General features: G+C 46.3%; 17 protein-coding genes. 11 read left to right on the forward strand and 6 right to left on the reverse strand.

The features are described 5' to 3' along the window. Positions 1 to 55: 55 nt before the first annotated feature. The 7 genes from alr (at position 56) to MKX34_RS05515 (ending at position 7,151) form a co-directional block, all read left to right on the forward strand. Positions 56 to 1,237, forward strand: coding sequence for an alanine racemase (alr, locus tag MKX34_RS05485; protein ID WP_036686775.1), 1,182 nt, complete (start codon positions 56 to 58; stop codon positions 1,235 to 1,237). Between the two features lie 215 nt (positions 1,238 to 1,452). Beyond that, the gene (locus MKX34_RS05490) at positions 1,453 to 1,734 is read left to right on the forward strand and encodes a CopG family ribbon-helix-helix protein (protein ID WP_025698676.1); all 282 of its coding nucleotides are present in this window, start codon (positions 1,453 to 1,455) and stop codon (positions 1,732 to 1,734) included. Positions 1,735 to 1,737: 3 nt separating this feature from the next. After that, positions 1,738 to 2,088 carry a type II toxin-antitoxin system PemK/MazF family toxin gene (locus tag MKX34_RS05495; RefSeq protein ID WP_036686777.1) on the forward strand — a complete coding sequence of 117 codons (351 nt, stop codon included), beginning with the start codon at positions 1,738 to 1,740 and terminating at the stop codon, positions 2,086 to 2,088. Positions 2,089 to 2,295: 207 nt separating this feature from the next. Continuing rightward, positions 2,296 to 2,853 (forward strand): TetR/AcrR family transcriptional regulator, encoded by a 558-nt coding sequence (locus MKX34_RS05500; RefSeq protein WP_051491479.1) that lies wholly within the window; start codon positions 2,296 to 2,298, stop codon positions 2,851 to 2,853. Positions 2,854 to 3,025: 172 nt separating this feature from the next. Next, positions 3,026 to 4,225 (forward strand): MFS transporter, encoded by a 1,200-nt coding sequence (locus MKX34_RS05505; RefSeq protein WP_076100052.1) that lies wholly within the window; start codon positions 3,026 to 3,028, stop codon positions 4,223 to 4,225. Between the two features lie 173 nt (positions 4,226 to 4,398). Then, entirely contained in the window at positions 4,399 to 6,627 is a 2,229-nt protein-coding gene (locus tag MKX34_RS05510) for a Tex family protein (protein ID WP_076100050.1), read from the forward strand. 185 nt (positions 6,628 to 6,812) lie between these two features. Beyond that, entirely contained in the window at positions 6,813 to 7,151 is a 339-nt protein-coding gene (locus MKX34_RS05515; RefSeq protein ID WP_076104672.1) for a hypothetical protein, read from the forward strand. 45 nt (positions 7,152 to 7,196) lie between these two features. Here the strand turns inward: MKX34_RS05515 and MKX34_RS05520 are convergent, their stop codons facing one another. After that, on the reverse strand, positions 7,197 to 8,252 hold the full coding sequence (locus tag MKX34_RS05520) for a GIY-YIG nuclease family protein (protein WP_051491480.1): 1,056 nt from the start codon (positions 8,250 to 8,252) through the stop codon (positions 7,197 to 7,199). 169 nt (positions 8,253 to 8,421) lie between these two features. Here MKX34_RS05520 and MKX34_RS05525 point away from each other — a divergent pair, with 169 nt between their 5' ends. Next, positions 8,422 to 9,198: a hypothetical protein gene (locus tag MKX34_RS05525; protein WP_076296833.1), complete on the forward strand. Its 777-nt coding sequence runs from the start codon at positions 8,422 to 8,424 to the stop codon at positions 9,196 to 9,198. 249 nt (positions 9,199 to 9,447) lie between these two features. On the opposite strand, the gene MKX34_RS05530 is transcribed toward MKX34_RS05525, so the two are convergent. The 5 genes from MKX34_RS05530 to MKX34_RS05550 form a co-directional block, all read right to left on the reverse strand. Then, positions 9,448 to 9,675, reverse strand: coding sequence for a hypothetical protein (locus MKX34_RS05530; RefSeq protein ID WP_305953657.1), 228 nt, complete (start codon positions 9,673 to 9,675; stop codon positions 9,448 to 9,450). Between the two features lie 969 nt (positions 9,676 to 10,644). Then, positions 10,645 to 12,093, reverse strand: a complete 1,449-nt coding sequence (locus MKX34_RS05535) for an MDR family MFS transporter (RefSeq protein WP_081383937.1) — start codon at positions 12,091 to 12,093, stop codon at positions 10,645 to 10,647. Further along, positions 12,062 to 12,376, reverse strand: a complete 315-nt coding sequence (trxA, locus tag MKX34_RS05540) for a thioredoxin (RefSeq protein ID WP_038569055.1) — start codon at positions 12,374 to 12,376, stop codon at positions 12,062 to 12,064. The genes MKX34_RS05535 and trxA overlap by 32 nt, the downstream gene beginning before the upstream one ends. 675 nt (positions 12,377 to 13,051) lie before the next feature. Continuing rightward, on the reverse strand, positions 13,052 to 14,026 hold the full coding sequence (locus MKX34_RS05545) for an S-layer homology domain-containing protein (RefSeq protein WP_051491481.1): 975 nt from the start codon (positions 14,024 to 14,026) through the stop codon (positions 13,052 to 13,054). A gap of 85 nt (positions 14,027 to 14,111) precedes the next feature. After that, on the reverse strand, positions 14,112 to 14,903 hold the full coding sequence (locus MKX34_RS05550) for an SDR family NAD(P)-dependent oxidoreductase (protein WP_036686790.1): 792 nt from the start codon (positions 14,901 to 14,903) through the stop codon (positions 14,112 to 14,114). 175 nt (positions 14,904 to 15,078) lie between these two features. Here MKX34_RS05550 and MKX34_RS05555 point away from each other — a divergent pair, with 175 nt between their 5' ends. The 3 genes from MKX34_RS05555 (at position 15,079) to MKX34_RS05565 (ending at position 18,703) form a co-directional block, all read left to right on the forward strand. After that, entirely contained in the window at positions 15,079 to 17,058 is a 1,980-nt protein-coding gene (locus MKX34_RS05555) for a TetM/TetW/TetO/TetS family tetracycline resistance ribosomal protection protein (protein WP_038569059.1), read from the forward strand. A gap of 332 nt (positions 17,059 to 17,390) precedes the next feature. Next, complete coding sequence (locus tag MKX34_RS05560; protein WP_076296834.1) at positions 17,391 to 17,915, forward strand: GNAT family N-acetyltransferase; 525 nt, start codon at positions 17,391 to 17,393, stop codon at positions 17,913 to 17,915. Positions 17,916 to 18,223: 308 nt separating this feature from the next. After that, on the forward strand, positions 18,224 to 18,703 hold the full coding sequence (locus tag MKX34_RS05565) for a hypothetical protein (RefSeq protein ID WP_076296835.1): 480 nt from the start codon (positions 18,224 to 18,226) through the stop codon (positions 18,701 to 18,703). The last annotated feature ends 28 nt before the right edge of the window (positions 18,704 to 18,731 follow it).

An 18,731-nucleotide genomic window follows, 5' to 3' on the forward strand; every position in this document is an offset into this window, starting at 1 on the left:
TGATTAATGCAATGCAGCAATGACGTTTTACTACAACGTAAGAAGGTGACTTGAAGTGCAAGCAAGCTATCGACCGACAGTAGCCGAAATTAATCTGGATGATTTGCGTGCCAATTACGAAGCCTTTCGCCGCTACTTGCCGGCAGAGACAAAGTTTATGGGATGCGTCAAAGGAAATGCGTACGGCCATGGAGCAGTGGAAGTGACACGGGAGCTGGAAAGACTCGGAGCAGATTATGTTAGTGTGGCTTTTTTGGATGAAGCATTGGAGCTGCGTCAGGCGGGAATACTGATTCCTATACTGGTGCTTGGCTACACTTCCCCAGAAGGAATAGCCGTTGCCTGGGAGAACCATGTAACTGTAACACTGTTCACACCGGAGGTACTGGAGGCTATAAGACAGCTTCCTATAGATCCGGAACATCGGCTAAAGGTGCATATCAAGATTGATAGCGGGATGGGACGACTGGGTCTTTTACCAGCTGACGCACCTGCATTTATCTCTGAAGTGCAGTCTGTTGCGCAGGCGGAGCTGGAGGGTATGTTTACCCATTTTGCCAAGGCAGACGAACAAGACAAAAGCTATACACTGGAACAGCATCGACGGTTCATGAGCGTGGCGGAAACGCTGCGGGAGCAGAACATTCAGATCCCGATCATACATACGGGCAATAGCGCTACGGCCATTGATTCACCTTATTTATCCAGCAACATGGTGCGTGTAGGCATCAGCTTGTACGGATTTTATCCCTCCACAGAGGTGAACCGTCAACTGGTAGAACTACGTCCGGTATTGACGCTGAAGACGCAGGTTGTATATGTCAAAAGCCTGCCTGCCGATTGGGGCGTCAGTTACGGCACTAGGTACATCACAGAGAGCGAGGAGATTATTGCAACGCTACCTGTGGGGTACGCAGATGGATATTCCCGCATGCTAACTGGCAAAGCGGAGGTGCTAATACGTGGACGCCGCGTTCCTGTCGTCGGAACAATCTGCATGGATCAGTGTATGGTATCACTCAAATCTTTCGCTGCAGAAGCGGAACAAATTAAAGCAGGCGAAGAAGTTGTTCTCATCGGCCGTCAAGCTGACGTGATGATCACGGCAGACGAGTTGGCTCTCCAGCTTGGAACAATTCACTACGAGGTTATCTGCATGTTGGCTCATCGGGTGCCACGCGTTTATATAAGTGAAGGCACACTTCCTAAATTAGTAAATGCTCTACTCACAAACTGAAAGTTCTTGACAGTGATGTTATACAAGGGAGAAAATAGAAGGAATTGTATCGTATTAGGAGATGTGACTAAAAGCCTATACGAACCACCATTTCTAGTTTATAATGGGATGCAGCATACTTGATATACTGGCGGCATATATTCCTTGTATAAAATTCCTTGTATATTGTAACACTGGAACACAAGGGCAGAAGGTTTGTGGGGGTGGAAGAGAAGGTGGCTAATTTGCAGAACACCAAAAGAATCATGATCAGCTTGCCCGATCATCTCTTGCAGGAAGTGGACGGAATTGTTCAATTGGAGAATTCCAACCGGAGTGAATTGATTAGGCAGGCCATGAAGCTGTACTTGAGCGAACGGAGGAAACGTTCCATCCGGGAGTCCATGCAGCGCGGCTACATGGAAATGGCTAAGATCAACTTGACCATGGCATGCGAGGCTTTCCTCGCGGAGGAAGATGCAGACAGCACTCTTGGCCGCTTAGTAAGCGGGGTGTAGACATTGATCGTTAAACGTGGCGATGTTTTTTTTGCTGATCTTTCGCCGGTTGTAGGTTCTGAACAAGGCGGAGTAAGGCCAGTTCTGGTCATCCAGAACGATATTGGCAATCGCTTTAGCCCGACGGTAATTGTGGCTGCAATCACAGCCCAAATCCAGAAGGCTAAGTTACCTACACATGTGGAAATTGACGCAGCTGCTCATGGCTTTGACAGAGATTCTGTTATTTTGCTGGAACAGGTTAGGACGATTGACAAACAACGCTTAACTGACAAGATCACCCACCTTGATGATGAAACGATGAAAAAGGTGGATGAATCGCTGCAAATCAGCCTTGGTCTGATTGATTTTTAATCACCCTAGGTTATAGATAACTCATGAGATTGGCGCTCGGGTACGAATCCGGGCGTCTTTTAATGTGCGTTTTTGCGTATAGTAAATAAAGAATCGTTAGGTCTTCACTTTTTGAAAATGATCTGATATTATTAGACCGTACGGTCGGTTTAGGAGGTGCTTAGAATCAAAGGACGCTCAGACGGAGAAGAAACTAAAAAAAGAATTGTGCGCAAGGCCACGCAGCTGTTTGTACAGAAGGGTTATGCTGCCGTAACTATGAATGAAGTTTGTGTAGCCTCGAATGTCAGTAAGGGCAGTCTGTATCACCATTTTCCGAGCAAGGATGAGCTTTTTCTATTTGTAGTGGAAGTGGATACGTTAGAGTGGCTGCAAGCGTGGAATGATAAGAAACAGGAAATTGCAGGGATCGAAGAACGATTTTATGCGTTAGCCGAGCATTACGCAAATGATTTTCAAAATCCACTGATTCATGCGCTCGAGGAATTCTCCAGAAGCAGATGCCACCCGGAAGAGATTAGCAAGCGGCTTTCACTTCTTTATGAAGCAGCCTCACATGCTTGTCGTGATCTTTTGAAGGAAGGGATTGAAACAGGATATTTGGTAAAAGGCGACTTGGAGAACTATGTAATTATCGTGAGTGGCATGCTTGAAGGGATTGGAAGAGTTTCTGAATTCTCGATTCATGAGAAGACCCGGGAGGATATAAAAAAATATTACCGGGAAGCAGTAAATTTATTATTACAAGGGATTCGTACGGGGTAAGATAACGAGGGGCATGAAAAGAAGCTTTACATTCAGGATCATGAAGGCTGAAGCTTCTCAAAGGCACCGGGATAGGAAGGGTTATTTTTTTACTATTATTTAGACCGGATGGTCGGTCTTAACATGCATAATATTCGAAGATTTGGCTTTAAACACACGGAGGGTTAATACAATGTCATTGTTACTTAGAAACAGAGGCGCTATGCTGCTTGTTATGCTTAATATTTTTCTAGCTTTCACTGGAATTGGGCTAGTAGTCCCAATAATGCCAACCTACATGAATGAGCTTGGGATCAGCGGAAGTACTGTCGGGCTCTTGGTCGCCTCCTTCTCGCTTGCCCAATTATTAATATCGCCATTTGCCGGTAGATTATCCGACAGAATCGGTAGAAAAAAGGTGATTGTAGCAGGTTTGATCGTGTTTGCGATATCTGAGCTGATTTTTGGTCTGGCCAATGTACCCTGGCTCTTGTTCGTTTCGAGATTGCTTGGTGGTGCAGGAGCCGCTCTAATTATGCCGGCAGTTATGGCTTATGTAGCGGACACGACTTCTTTTGAAGAGAGAGCTAAAGGAATGGGGCTAATTAATGCAGCCATTACTACCGGCTTTATTATTGGTCCTGGGATTGGCGGTTATCTTGCTGAGCTTGGAATGCGGGTACCCTTTTTCTGTGCGGCTGGTGCAGCTGGAGTTGCAGCTCTAATTACAGTTTTAATCTTGCCTGAGTCTCTGTCTGAAGAGAAACGTAAGGAAGCGACGTTATCAAAAAATAATCAGGAAAGCTTCTTGACGCAGCTGATGCGCTCTTATCGCGAACCGTATTTTTTCGGCTTAATTATTGTATTTGTCATGGCTTTTGGACTGGCTAATTATGAAACAGTGTTCGGATTGTTCGTGGACCATAAATTTGGCTTTACGCCTAAGGATATCGCTTTTGTAATTACCTTTGGTTCTATTGCAGGTGCGGTGGTGCAGGTGTCCGCATTTGGCTGGATCTTGAATAAATTCGGGGAGAACAAGGTGATCTCCACTTGTCTTATAGTCTCATCATTGTTTATTCTGCTGACCTTGTTTGTAAGCGGCTTTTGGGCGATTATTACGGTTACCTTTATTGTGTTCTTTGCAATGGATATTCTGCGTCCAGCAGTAGGTACACAGCTTTCCAAAATGGCCGGAGAATCACAGCAAGGTTTCGTAGCGGGAATGAACTCAGCTTATACAAGTCTCGGAAATATTGCTGGGCCTATCGTCGCAGGGTATTTGTTTGATCTTAGTATTAACTTCCCATATGGGGCAGCCGCGCTCGTTCTGGCTTTGTGTTTTGTATTGTCACTGAGTTCCGGCAAACGGGGAATGGGGCAGCGGGCGTAATCGCTAAATCCGGGCTCTGACCCGTCTACGATGCCTCGCTATATGCGCACAGCGGTTCAGTACAACGCGCGCTATTCGGGCTGGTCTTTGGTGCAGAGCCGAATCTGTGATACTATTTTAATTATGAGATCAAGATATGTATAAGCAGATTGTGTACGGGAAGAGGGATACTAATGGCGGTAGATAACAGCAATACGGAAGTCATTACGGATGAGGCAAACGCACAGCGGGAGCAGGAATTGATAACCGTAGCGATTGCCAAGGAATTGAACATTAGTCTGAAACAGGTACGCACTACGGTAGGACTGCTGGATGAGGGAAATACCATTCCGTTCATCGCCAGATATCGGAAGGAAATGACGGGTGAGCTGGACGAGAATGCGCTTCGTGATATTGAAGAACGGCTGGGTTATCTTCGCAATCTAGGCGAACGTAAAAAAGACGTTATACGCAATATTGAAGAGCAGGGCAAGCTGACCAAGGAGCTTCATGAGCAAATTATCAATGCGGTCAAACTTCAGGAAGTAGAGGACTTGTATCGTCCCTTCAAGCAAAAGCGTAAGACGCGGGCTAGTGTTGCGAAGGAAAAAGGACTTGAGCCGCTGGCTAACTGGATCTTGGAGCAGCAAAGACAAGGGGACCCGCAGACTGAAGCATCGAAATATATTGATGTGGAAAAGGGAGTAGAGAGCGCAGACCAAGCGCTGCAAGGCGCACTGGACATCATTGCCGAGAACATAGCAGATGATCCTGCGATCCGCTCTTGGGTTCGCCAGTATACAGCAAGTCAAGGTATTCTTGTGTCTGAAGCAAAGGATGCAGAACAAGAATCCGTATACGAAAATTATTATAGTTACCGTGAACCTGTACACAAAATGCCACCTCACCGCATCCTAGCAATTAACCGTGGTGAGCGTGAAAATATATTAAAGGTAGGCATTGAGGTCGTCACTGATAAAATTCATGCCTATATTGCACGGAAAATTATTAAAGGGCCATCCCCGGTGAAGGAACTGCTGGAAGCAGTGACTGAGGATGCCTACAAACGTTTGATTGCTCCTTCAGTAGAGCGCGAAGTTCGTGGAGAGATGACCGAACGTGGGGAGAACCAGGCGATTTCGATCTTCTCTGGCAATCTACGTAGCCTGCTGCTGCAACCGCCAGTCAAGGGGCGTTGTGTTCTGGGGGTTGACCCTGCATACCGTACTGGATGTAAGCTAGCCGTTGTAGACGATACTGGTAAGCTGCTAGAGGTAGCCGTGACCTATCCGACGCCGCCGAATAACAAGAAGCGCGAAGCTGCTGCTAAGTTCAAAGAGTTGATTGCTAAGTACGGCATTCAGCTCATCGTAATCGGCAATGGCACAGGCTCGCGTGAAACGGAGCAGTTTACGGCAGAAGTGATTGCCGAGATTGGCAATCCAGAGCTGGCGTACCTGATCGTTAATGAAGCGGGAGCGAGTGTCTATTCTGCTTCCAAGCTGGCGCAGGAGGAATTCCCGGATCTGGATGTAGCGGAGCGCAGCGCGGCTTCTATCGCCCGCCGTGTGCAAGACCCGCTGGCGGAGCTGGTGAAGATCGATCCGAAAGCTATAGGTGTGGGACAGTACCAGCATGACGTCTCCCAAAAGCATCTGGAGGAGAGTCTTAAAGCCGTCGTGGAATCGGCGGTTAACCATGTTGGCGTAGATGTCAATACGGCATCTCCTGCCTTGCTCTCTTATGTAGCAGGGGTTAATGGAACGATTGCTAAGAATATCGTTAAATTCCGCGAAGAGAACGGCAAGTTCACGACCCGGAAGCAGCTGCAAAAGGTTCCTCGTCTAGGTGCCAAGTCCTATGAGCAATGTATCGGCTTCCTGCGGATTCCGGGTGGAGACAACACCTTGGACCGCACGCCTATTCACCCCGAGTCCTATCCGGTGGTGGATCGTTTGTTCCGTGAGCTAAGCCTCGATGTGAATAAGCTTGGCAGCAAAGAAGTAGCCTCACAGCTTGAGGTACAAAATGCCGAGGAGCTGGCTGTGAAGCTGGATGTCGGCGTGCCTACGCTGCGCGACATCCTGGAGAGCTTGCAGCGTCCGGGCCGCGATCCGCGCGAGGAGCTGCCGCTGCCGATCTTCCGCACCGATGTGCTGAAGATCGAGGATCTGGTTCCTGGCATGGAAATGCAGGGAACCGTCCGCAACGTTATCGATTTCGGCGCATTCGTCGATATCGGCATCAAAAATGATGGGCTGGTGCATATTTCCCAGCTCAGCGGCAGCTTTGTGAAGCACCCGATGGACGTCGTCTCCGTAGGAGACAATGTCACCGTCTGGGTGATGGGTGTTGACCTGAAGAAGGGCCGGGTCAGCCTGACCATGCGTCCGCCGCGTGTTGAGGCGGGAAGCGTGAAGTAGACAGATAGCAGTGATCCTCAAAGAACGACAACAAGAAGCCAGTCTCCTATTATTGGGGACTGGCTTCTTGTTGATTATTTTCAGCTGCAACCCTTTTTGTCATTATAGGAGTGAAGGACGTGCACTCTTTGGGTAAGTTTAGAGTAACAGTTGAACTAATGGCTTATTACTAGGAGGAGATAGATGTGGGAAATCCATTGAAAGAATTAAAAAATAGTGTGAATGGCCTAAAGCAATCCCTTGATGGAGTTAAGCAATCGGTAGAGGGATTGAAAGAACCTATAGATGAGATGAAGGGAAATATTCAGGTCACGTTGGAGCAAGCGAAGGACAGATCTGAGGGATTTAAATCGGAGATCAATCGTATGAAGGAATGTGTGGAGGAAACTAAGCTGGTTGTTAATGAGGCGAAGGAAACGGTAATGGAGGCGGGCGAGGTGTTATACACTCAGAAACGCTATAAAAAATTGTTGAAGCGAAACCGAAAAATGCAGCCTGCAAAGGCAGGCCGCCGTTTACTATAATCCGCCGGAAGTCCAAACATTCACCGCAGTTACAACCCGTACCTTTTAATTATAGGAATGAGAGGGAAGCGCATTTAAAAAAATCTGCAACAGCTCATTTACCGAAGCATCCATATTGGAACGTTGCTCAGCTGCAAGCCAATCCTCTTGAATGATGATGTAGCTGCAGGAGCTGCTTTTTAAATAGCTGTATATTATTTGTGCTTCGTCAATCTCATGGCGCCCGATCGCTGCCGAGGTCTGATTGGTTTCACTCTGAAAGGTGTTCATAATCGCTGACTTTATTGCCGCTTGCAGGTGGGTGATATCCGGTTGATCATATTGTAGCTTGGTATGGGACAGGATACGGTTGCCCTTGAGCAGAATAAGTTTAAGCGTCTGTTCATTCATGGCCTCAAGAACTGCGATATTCTGATTCTCCTGTGCGAATTCGATGACCTTCTCTTTGTGAATCAGGAAGCTGACAGCTCCAATATAGTCCCTGTATTTGGCGGCGGTTTCGAAGTCATAGTGCTCCGCGGCCACTGCCATCCGTTGCTCCATTTCCTCAAGGATACTGGAATCTGAGCCGTTTAGTAAGCCAATGACTCGATCAATAATTTTATTATATTGAACAGCGGCATCTCCGCCTGCACACATCCCTATGCATAGGCCAAGCGAATGGTTTAGGCATAGGGAATTTTTAAAGCTAGGGTTACTGCAAAGGATTCTTGAACTTTCTTTAATGCCTTGCACGGCCCGTTCCACGGTGCTTCTGCTTGTATAGGGACCAAAAACCTGAGTGCCTTCTTTGACCGCAGGATCATAGGTAATCTCTAACGAACGTATTTTTTCATCCGCTCCTATTACGATATAGGTATAAGCCTGCGGATTTTTCATTTTTTTATTGTACATGGGTTTGATCTCTTTAATTAATTTGCATTCCAGCATAAAGGCTTCAAATTCGGTATCCGTAAGGATGATTTCCAGATCTTTAATATTTCTTACAAGCTGTTTAACCTTTGGGGAATGAGATTTTGAGTTTTGAAAATAGGATTGGACTCTCCGTTTTAACTGTTTTGCCTTGCCAACATATATAATATGACCGAGATTATCCTTCATGAGATAAACGCCGGGAGTTAGGGGAAGGCTTTTAAGTTTTTCTGTTAAATGAATAGTAACCCCGCCCTCTCATAAGAGTTGTATGATTGATAGTTTTAGTATAAGCTTGCAACCTTCATTTGTTCAAATCAGTCTAAAGAGTGAAGAATCAAAGCTAAGGAGGGATCTTATGTACTTCGCAAAAAAAATCGGTGGGCTGGCGCTTATAGCAGCTATGTTATGGCTTACAGCCTGCAGTGGAACGCCAGAAGCGGGAACGGAGCCGAAGCAGACGCCTGAGCAGTCACAAGAGCAGGCACCAGTGCAGACGCCAAAGCAGACACCAGAGCAGACACAAACTGCACAGCCAGCGGCTACTACACAACCACCACAGGAGACGGAACTACCACAGGAGACGAAGACATCAAGTACGGGGCAGCCGCAGGATCTAGAGGGATTGCCGCCATTAGTTGAGGAAGCGGCGTCTACGGTAATGAACTCCATTAAGAATAAGGATATGAAGCAATTAGCGGCGTGGGTACATCGGGATAAAGGGCTACGCTTCTCTCCATATGCATACGTGGATACAAAAAATGATCTTGTATTCACCCAGGAGGAAGTAGAAGGATTAATGAATGACTCTACCAAAAGAGTCTGGCGAACATTTGCTGGCTCCGGTGATTTAATCGAGCTTACATTCGCAGATTACTACAAGCGGTTTGTCTACGATGCGGACTTCATTCAGAAGGCCGAAATTGCTGTGAACAAGGGGCTTGGACAAGGGACGACGATCAACAACTTAAACGAAGTGTATCCAAAGGAGCAATATGATTTCGTTGAATATCATATTGCTGGTATCGATCCTTCTGTCGAGGGAATGGATTGGCGCAGCCTGCGTCTAGTTTTTGAGAAGATCGGAGAAGACCATGCATTAGTCGGCATTATTCATGATCAATGGACGCCTTAGCTTACGGACTCAGATGGCGCTAATATGGACGCCTTAGCTTACGGACTCAGATGGCGCTATTATGGACGCTGTTTGCCTGCTTCAACTGATTATTCACATCCGTTGGCATACGCTGATCCTTACGGACCTAGATGACGCTATTCGCGTTTTTTTAGCGATTAGAGCACAGTTTCGGACTCCAGTGCAGCTATTCATCAGAAAAAGGCATATCTATGGTGCTTTTTGAGCCAATAGCGACGATGGAGTCCTTTAGTAGTCCAAATGTGCGATTATGCAACGAATAAGGTCAACTGGGTCCGATAGTAGCTGCATTCCTATCCGCTGTAGACCCATCTGTTGCACACCTAACTGCTGCATACCTAACTGGTGCACACCTAACTGGTGCACACCTAACTGCTGCACACCTAACTGCTGCATACCTAACTGCTGCATACCTAACTGGTGCACACCTAACTGCTGTGCACCTAACTGGTGCACACCTAACTGCTGTGCACCTAACTGCTGTGCACCTAACTGCTGTGCACCTATCTACTACACACCTATCTTCTGCACACCCATCTGCTGCGTTCGCATAACGCAAACATTGGAGCATCGCTGACCTGTATTTTGTTTTTGGCTACCTGCTTCAGCGGATTTTCATATCCGTTGATACACGCTGATCCTTACGGACCCAGATGACGCTATTCGCGTGTTTTTAGCGATTAGAGCATAATTTCGGACTCCAGTGCAGCTATTCATTAGAAAAAGGCATATTTATGGTGCTTTTTGAGCCAATAGCGACTATGGAGTCCGATAGCATCGTAAAAGTGGCATATTTTTGCGTATAAGGTCATCTGAGTCCGATAGCTGCTGCGTCTGTGTAAATATGATCTAATCGCTCGAAGTTTGATGTTCATCACCATCAAATAGCCTCATGCACTCAAATATGATCTAATCGCTCGAAGTTTGATGTTCATTACCGTCTAATAGCTACATGCACACAAATATGATCTAATCGCTCGTAGTTTGATAATCCTCACTGCCAAGTAATCAGCATTTCTGAGCCTGAGTTAGCTGAGGACCCAGATGACGCTATTCATATGTTTTTAGCGATTGGAGCACAGTTCGGACCCCAGTGCAGCTATTCGTTAGAAATAGGTTCATATTGGGTGCTTTTTGAGACAATAGCGACGATGGAGTCCGATAGCTAACAACAAGTTGGATTATGAGACGATCTATGGGGAATTACCAAAGACGTCCCACCCCTGTTTAAATATGTGTCAGACCCTGGTGGGGCCTCCTCTGTAAAAGTGGGGGCAAAAATTATAATCAGTACAGCTTTTTTTCGGGAAATATGCTTTAAGCATGGAGTCTCAAGTGCGCTTCAGGAATTTCCCCCTGCACCGGAAGCCACACCAAAAAAACCGGCAGAGGATTCTGCCGGGTAATACAGGATAGATTAAGAAATTAAATATTAGCAGGTTTAAGCTTTCTCGCTTCTTGCAGATGAAAAGACAAGTATAATCCTAATCCGGCAAAAGCCGTCAACGTCCAGAATGCAATGTGGACCCCTTTGAGCATATCCAATGGAAAGGATAAGGAACTGGCACTCGCAGTAGAAGTCATTATCGTTACAAGCAAGGCGCCTCCTATTGAACCGCTGAGCGAGCGCAGCGTGATTGTCATTGGAGAAGCATGTGCAACCATGGTGTTGGGGATACTTGCCATGGCATAGGCCGTAATTGGAGCCATAACTGCCCCTACTCCAAACATAAGCAGGGCATACATTATAACCAGTAGATTAAAGGACGTCTCTGTTGATAACGTGAGGGCAAGAGCCACTGCCATGATCAGAATGAGCAGAAATCCTCCCTGGGTTACGCGGCTAACCCCAAACCGGTCATATAGTCTGCCTGAGATCAGACCGGAGACACCAATCAGCAGTGCACCTGGCAACAACATAAGCCCTGACTCCCTTGGGGTTAAGCCTCTTATCGTCTGTGCATACAGAGGAAGAAGGAGTTCCACTCCCACCATCACCGCAAATAAGATCACCCCCACAATAGAAGAACGGGTAAAGGAGCGGTGCCGAAACAGCTTGAAATCGAGCAAAGGTGCCGTGAGCTTGAGCTGTCTTTTAATAAACAGCGCCACGATCAGGAATCCGGCCAGAAGGATGATCCCTGCGACAACAGGATTTCCCTTTTCTTCCCCGACAATGCTAAAACCATATAATATACCAGCGAATCCGAGTGAAGAGTAGATAATGGACCTGGTGTCGAGCTTGGTCTGATGAGTCTCTCCCACGTTCCGCAGCGTGAAATGCGCTAAGAATAAATTGGCGGCTGCGAGCGGAGCCACAGCATAAAACAATAGTCTCCATGAATGATTCTGAACCACGAACCCAGACAGAGTAGGCCCAAGTGCAGGAGCCAACCCCAGAACCAAACCGACTACTCCCATCGCTGCACCGATTTTCTCCTTCGGGAAGACTCTGAGTATCGTCGTCTGAAACAGAGGGAACAGAAGACCCGCACCGATGCCTTGAACCAAACGCCCCGTCAGGACTAGGGGGAAATTCCAGGCGATCCCGGCAATCAGTGTTCCTGCTGTGAACGCTCCGACAGAGGCCATGAACAAGGCCCTCGTAGTAAACTTTCCGATCAAAAATCCAGCAACAGGAACAGTTATACCTATCATCAGGTAGTACACCGTAATCAGCCACTGCGCTTGATTCTCATGAATGGCAAGATCCTGCATGACACGCGGCAACGCCGTATTTAACATCGTTTGCATTAATTGGGCTAGAAAATTGGCAACCACCAGAGAGGCTACAATAATGCTGGGTTTATTAGTCAAGCTGTCTTCACCGCTTTCAGAGGTATTATTCGGATGCAGTGAGCTGCTGCAAGGCATGTATGGATAATATCCCCACCTCTTGTTGCCGTGGTTGTCCATCCTTGAATATGAGTGTGGCCGGTATACTCATCACGTGGTATTTTCCAGTCGTCTCCGGGTTGTCATCCACATTGACCTTCACTACAGTTATTGTAGCATCCGACTCCCGCTCAAACTCTTCCAGCACAGGTGCAAACATCCGGCACGGTCCGCACCAGGGCGCCCAGAAGTTGACTACAGTTATTCCTTTCGGTTGAATGAGTTGTGCAAAAGTAGCATCTTCCGCATGGAGAACTGCCATTATGAATCATCCTTTCAAGATTAATAAAATATATTATAGATCCATTATATCTATAATTAGGATAAATAATAGACTTAGTGTATCCACAATATATCTAAATCAGTATTTTGTCAAACCGATTTTCACTTACTCCTGTGCTTGTACATATAAAACAAAAAGATCCGTTAATTGCGCTTGAAGCAGTTGATAGATCTATGATTGTAAATGATGCGGTCGAGAGGACTCGAACCTCCACGATATTGCTGCCACACGAACCTGAATCGGGCATGTAATTCGGTCACTAGCGGGTTGTAAAATCCTTGTATAATCAAGGGTTTTTGCGGTTTTTCTGTTTTTCTCAAGCACAACAAGGGGATGCCGGGTTCACCCAAAACGCAGTCAATTTTGTAAGTTTGAAAGAACTCAGAGAGAACTCAGAGAGAACTAGACAAGAAACAGCTGTGTTAAGGTCATCTGAGTCCGATAGCGGCGTTACTTAATCAATCAGAGTTCGGAGTTGGGATAAAGGGGGAAGGAACAACAAACAACAAATAAGGGATGCTTCAGCAGCCATATGATGGCTTTTGAGGCATCCCTTCTCCGTATCTCAGCCGTCATAAACGGCAGCTGGAAGTCCAAATATACACCGCAGTTGCGTTGGACTCTTAACTCTAAAACCTTCAAGTTGAATTTATATTATTGTGCCGCGCTAGAAGACGAATAAGAAGCAGAGCCAGTTACAGGTTGAGCGACAGCTTTGTATCCATCTGGCAGATAAGTGGCAACAGATGCCTTTGTGATCACCTGCGCGTACATTTTCCCTGGTTCAGGAGCAGTCACGTTAAAGTAAATCACAGCCGTATTGTCTTTACCAAATTCGATTCGCTCAATCACCAGCCCATACCCGGGGTTAGGCAGATTATTAACGGTAAGTGTGGCTTTATTTACGCCTTCACCCGCTTTGGTCAACGTAACCTCTGTTTCGTAGGTGGGAGTAGTGGGACTGCCATTAGATACAATTACACGTTTAGCAAAAGCGGCTGCATCATAGATGAGAGCGGCTGCTTCAGAGCGGGTAATAGCATCATTTGGCCGGAAATTACCGTTCTTATCGAGTGTGGCAATATGTGTATTCAGCAGGATCTGGAGACTATTTATAACCTCCGTAGAGAGTTTATCGCCATCCTTAATGTCTACATACATCAGCGTAACAGGGAAGTTACCTTTACTTTGCAGCGCTTGCGTCAATAAGTGAGCGAACTGAGCACGGGTGATGGTTCCGTTAGGATCCACTGTCCGGTCGAGTGAAAGACCATTTTGCTTGGCAGTCAGGAAAGCCGAAGCATACCAGGCTTTGTCGTTTACTTTATCGAAATAATCACTGGCTTTGGAAGAATTACTACCTACCGCTGGTTGCGGAGTCAGATTCAGACCCCCAACGATGAATTGTATCCCTTGCGCAAAGCTTACCTTAGATTTAGGGGCAAACTTATCTTTGTCTACTCCGTTTATAATCCCCTCTTTATGCAAAGAGTTGATTTTTGCTTCCGCAGGATCACCTTTCAAATCTGAAAAAGCAAAAGCGGATGCCCCAAAAGACACACTCGCTGCCAAAATGCCGCAGGCTATAGTCATTTTTTTAGCGTTATTTATGAATAATGGTTTTTTCATTTGCGTCACCTCCATACTCTTAGATGGTAGATTAGACCAAAATGTTGCATAGATTTTAAAATATTATAACGATTCGAGTAAAAACTTATCCGCGCAGGAGTGACTCGGCACCATCTACATAAATCTCAGTTCCCGTAACATGAAAAGATTCATCCGATGCGAGAAATAATACCAGATTGGCAACCTGCTCAGGCTTACCCGGTGCATTTTCCAGCGGATGATTACCTTCCGGAAATTCCACAGGAATCTTCACTTTTTGAAGATCATCGCTTTTATACGTATTATCTCCAATTTGTGTATCGATTGATCCAGGACAGATTGCATTTACACGGATGCCGTATTGCGCCAGCTCTAGTGCAGCCATTTTCATAAAAGCAACTTGTCCTGCCTTGGAAGATGAGTAAGCGGAAGCGCCAATGTTCGAGAATACTCGGTTGCCGTTAATGGAGCTGGTGATAATGATGCTGCCGCCATTTTCTTTCATATGGGGGATGGCATATTTTACTGTGGCAAAGGTGCTGCGTAGGTTGGTATCCAGTGTCTGGTCCCAATCTTCGATTTCTAGTGTTTCGATTGGAGACCATGTACCATTAATGCCAGCATTGGCAAAAACAATATCAATCTTCTCGGCCGCCTCCCCAACCTTACGAATACTTTCTTCGACCAGACCTGGATTGGAGACATCGCATTCAATTACTGTTGCTGTACCGCCAATAGATTCAATCTCACGTTTAGTTTCATAGGAATCCTCGGGAGTGCGGTCAAGCATATATACCTTAGCTCCGTGTTGGGCAAACCTTATGGCTGTAGCTTTTCCAATACCGGAACCAGCACCTGTAACCACTGCAACTTTATCCTGCAAACGTTTATCTGTCATGATGAATTTCCTCCTCTGCGTTAGATTTCTTATTAGTAATTACATACCCGGCATAGCTGAATCTAACCAATTGAACTGGAGGGTGGAACAACGTGGGTGGATATATTACTATGGAATATAAGGATGTAAATAATATAAATTCAGATAAATCTAGCTCATGATAGGGGAACTATAGATGATTCAGCAGCAGGGAGCAGAACGGATTAATGTGGGGATATTTGCCCATGTGGACGCCGGGAAGACGACAACAACGGAGCATATTTTGTATGAAAGCGGTCGCATTCGCGCGCTTGGCAGCGTAGACACTGGGACGGCATTGACGGATTCAATGGATGTGGAGCGGCAGCGGGGGATATCCGTACGGGCGGCATTGGCTTCTTTTGCTTGGAAAGGTGTGCAGATTAATCTGGTCGATACCCCGGGGCACGTCGATTTTCTGTCCGAAGTTGAGCGGTCTTTGCGGGTGATGGATTGTGCGGTGCTTATTCTTTCAGCCGTGGAGGGGGTGCAGGCCCAAAGTGAGATGATCTGGAACGCGCTGCGGAAGCTGGGAATCCCCACGCTTATTTTTGTGAACAAAATGGATCGCGTAGGCGCTAACCCTGAAGCTGTGCTGGCAGAAGCGCGAAATTATTTGTCTAGTGATATCATTCCAGTTCAGCAACCCATCGGCAAAGAGAAGGGGTACATAGGAGCAAGAGATTTATGGGAGAACGAAGCTGATGCTAGCGCACGAACAGAATTATTAGAGGCGTTAGCGGAACGGGACGAAGAGCTGTTGGAGAAGTATATGTCAGGTAGCACTATTGATTTGGCTGAATGGAAAAAATATATGAAAACAGCCTCCTCATCAGGCCGCTTTTTTCCGATGGTTTATGGCGTCGCCGCCAAGGGGCTTGGGATTACTGCCTTGCTGGATGCGATGGTTGAGTATTTTCCGCGCGCTGGTGGGAATGTGGAGGGGGCGGTGTCAGGCATCGTATACAATATTCAGCGTGATAAAAGTATGGGACGGATGGCGTTTGTCCGCCTTTATGAAGGGACGATCCGTAACCGCGATACGCTGATGAATTATACGCAGGATATTCAGGGGAAAGTGACCCAGATCCGCAAGGTCGAAGGTGGTCGGACCGAGGATGTCGGAGCGCTTGAAGCCGGAGATATTGCTGTTATCTATGGCCTTTCAGGGGTGCGCATCGGAGATGTGCTCGGCCATCCGGGGGCCATTCCGGAGGAGGCGAAGCTGGCTGTGCCGCTGCTAACGGTGCGTGTATTCTGGGAACCAGATGTGGATGACCATAAGGTTATCGGAGCGCTGCAGGAACTGGCGGATGAAGATCCGCTTTTGGATGCGCAGTGGCTGCAGGATGAGCGGGAGCTGCATATCAAAGTAATGGGACCGATTCAGCTGGAGATTCTGAACAGTGTTCTGGAGGAGCGATATGCGCTGAAGGTTACTTTCGGTCAGCCTTCTGTCATATATAAAGAAACGCCAGCCCGTGCCGGGGAAGGTTTTATCGCTTACACGATGCCGAAACCGTGCTGGGCGATTCTACGCTTTCAGATTGAGCCGGGATCTCCGGGCAGTGGTTTAGTCTACGATTCGGTAGTGCGGAGTTCCGACCTGCTGCCGCAATACCAGAGCGAAACCGCACGCCGAGTACCAGAAGCCTTACAACAGGGTTTGTATGGCTGGGAGGTTACCGATCTTAAAGTGACCTTGATCGAGGGACAACATCATGTGTGGCATACCCATCCGCTGGATTTTGCGGTGGCGACTCCGATGGGAATTATGGACGGACTCGCTCGGGTAGGCACTAAACTCCTAGAGCCGATTCTGCAGGTTCGCATCGTGGTTCCTGAGGAGAATGGCGGACGGGTGATGAACGACCTCGTTCAGATGCGCGGCACGTTCGAGCCTCCCGTGCTGCAAGGCGAGCGGATGATCATCGAAGGACGTCTGCCGCTGGCAACATCGCTCGATTATCCCGTCAGCTTAAGCTCCTACACGAAGGGGCGCAGCACGTTTACTTCTTTTTTTGCCGGCTATGAAGAATGTCCACCAGACGTATCTGCTGAGCGCACCCGCCGGGGCGTGAACCCACTTGATCAGGCGAAATATATATTAAGTGTGCGAAAGGCACTGCAAGGTTAAATTGAGCTTGAGTGTTAAATAGGCTGACGGGGAATAAAAAACTAGAGAGTGTGCGAGGATGTTGGTACTAAGATATACTCAGAAAACTATTAGAAGATATGAAAGTAGCTCCAGTAGAAGAAGTAGAAGTAGAAGTAGAAGTAGAAGTAGAAGTAGAAGACATCTCCTCGTTTTTTAGTTGGCATGTGAATATTATACAGCTCAGAAAAACATATCAATTCGGTAGCCAAAAGTGATTTCAATAGTTTATTTGAGAGGAATAAGTGGTTGAACACTAGTCAATGTTGGACTAGCTGAAGCTTTTATCGGAAATCTAAGGGGGAATTAAATTGATGATTAGAGAAGCAACAGCTAGTGATATAGACGGGATCGCTTTTGTCCACGCTACGAGTTGGAAAACCACATACAGAGGGCTAATATCAGATGAGTTTCTCGATAAAATTACAGTGGAAGCTAGAAGGAAGCTCTGGATTCGGAATTTTGAAACGCCCAATAAAGACGAGGTTATGTATGTGGCTGAAGATGAGGCTGGGACGATTATTGGTTTTGCAAATGGAGGAGCGCGAAGAGGGCCAGATCTCTCAGATCTCTATGATGCGGAGCTATATGCACTCTATTTGCTTAAGGAACAGCAAGGAAAGGGTCTTGGAAGGCAACTCATAAGAAGCGTAGCACAGAATTTATTGGAGGAAAATTATAGCTCGTTCATGACTTGGGTGGTAACAGGAAATCCCGCGATTCATTTCTATCACAAAGTGGGTGGGCAATCTGTTGCGACAAAAGAAGTGAAGATTGGGAATGAGGTCGTCGAAGAGATCATGATTGGATGGAGGGATATTGGAGTTGTTGGGGGTTAAGAGCCAAGGGGAGCGATGTACAGAAGCTTTTAACTGTATTTTGTACAACTATAATCCTGCAAATAACCCGTCAAAGGATATAACTGTATTTCGTACACCTATTTTCGTGATTTATTACTCATTGGGCACATTTTCTAGTTTTTAAGTGTACAGAATACAATTAAAGTCTTGATGATCCCATTTGGATGCGGAATAAGTGTATGAAATGCAGCTATTTCATGAGTTCATAAAGCTCCGTGCACAAAACTATCTAGAGAAGGCCAGGTTTTTTTCACTAAAAAATAGGATGAGTTAAAGGTTGTGAGAAAGTGAGTGATAAACAAGCACGGCTATTTCGTATGGAGCAACTGAAAAAAAGAGTGAAAATAGAGAACCCATCAGGTTCTCTGTACAGTGAGTGTATCGAAGCTTTAGGTCCCAACACAAGAATATATAGTTTAGAAAAGTCGTCCGAGATTGTAGCTATGATGGAGAGTATAGTTAATTTCACACAGTGGGCGCGGATTGAATGGGAATCTATTGATCAAAAGAAATCCTTTAAGACACCGGAAGAACTGAAAGACATAGAGTCTATTTTATTGCGTGATAACTATTTTATTGTGTGGAATGAGTTCAATCTTCCGGTAGTGGAGACTAATTTAAAAAATATTATAAACAATTTCAATGATGTTATTGCTGTTGGATTTGATACATGGATTGTAAATTTGGATAAAGGAATTATTATTGAAAGTCATCACGAGGGGGATTTAACAGTGGGTTGGATCTCGCCTACTCCATTACCAGCTTAACCGTAGGCTCTAATGGATGCATAGAGAG

Origin of the sequence: Paenibacillus sp. FSL R5-0636 (assembly GCF_037974255.1) — a bacterium.
GTDB lineage: Bacteria > Bacillota > Bacilli > Paenibacillales > Paenibacillaceae > Paenibacillus_AQ > Paenibacillus_AQ odorifer.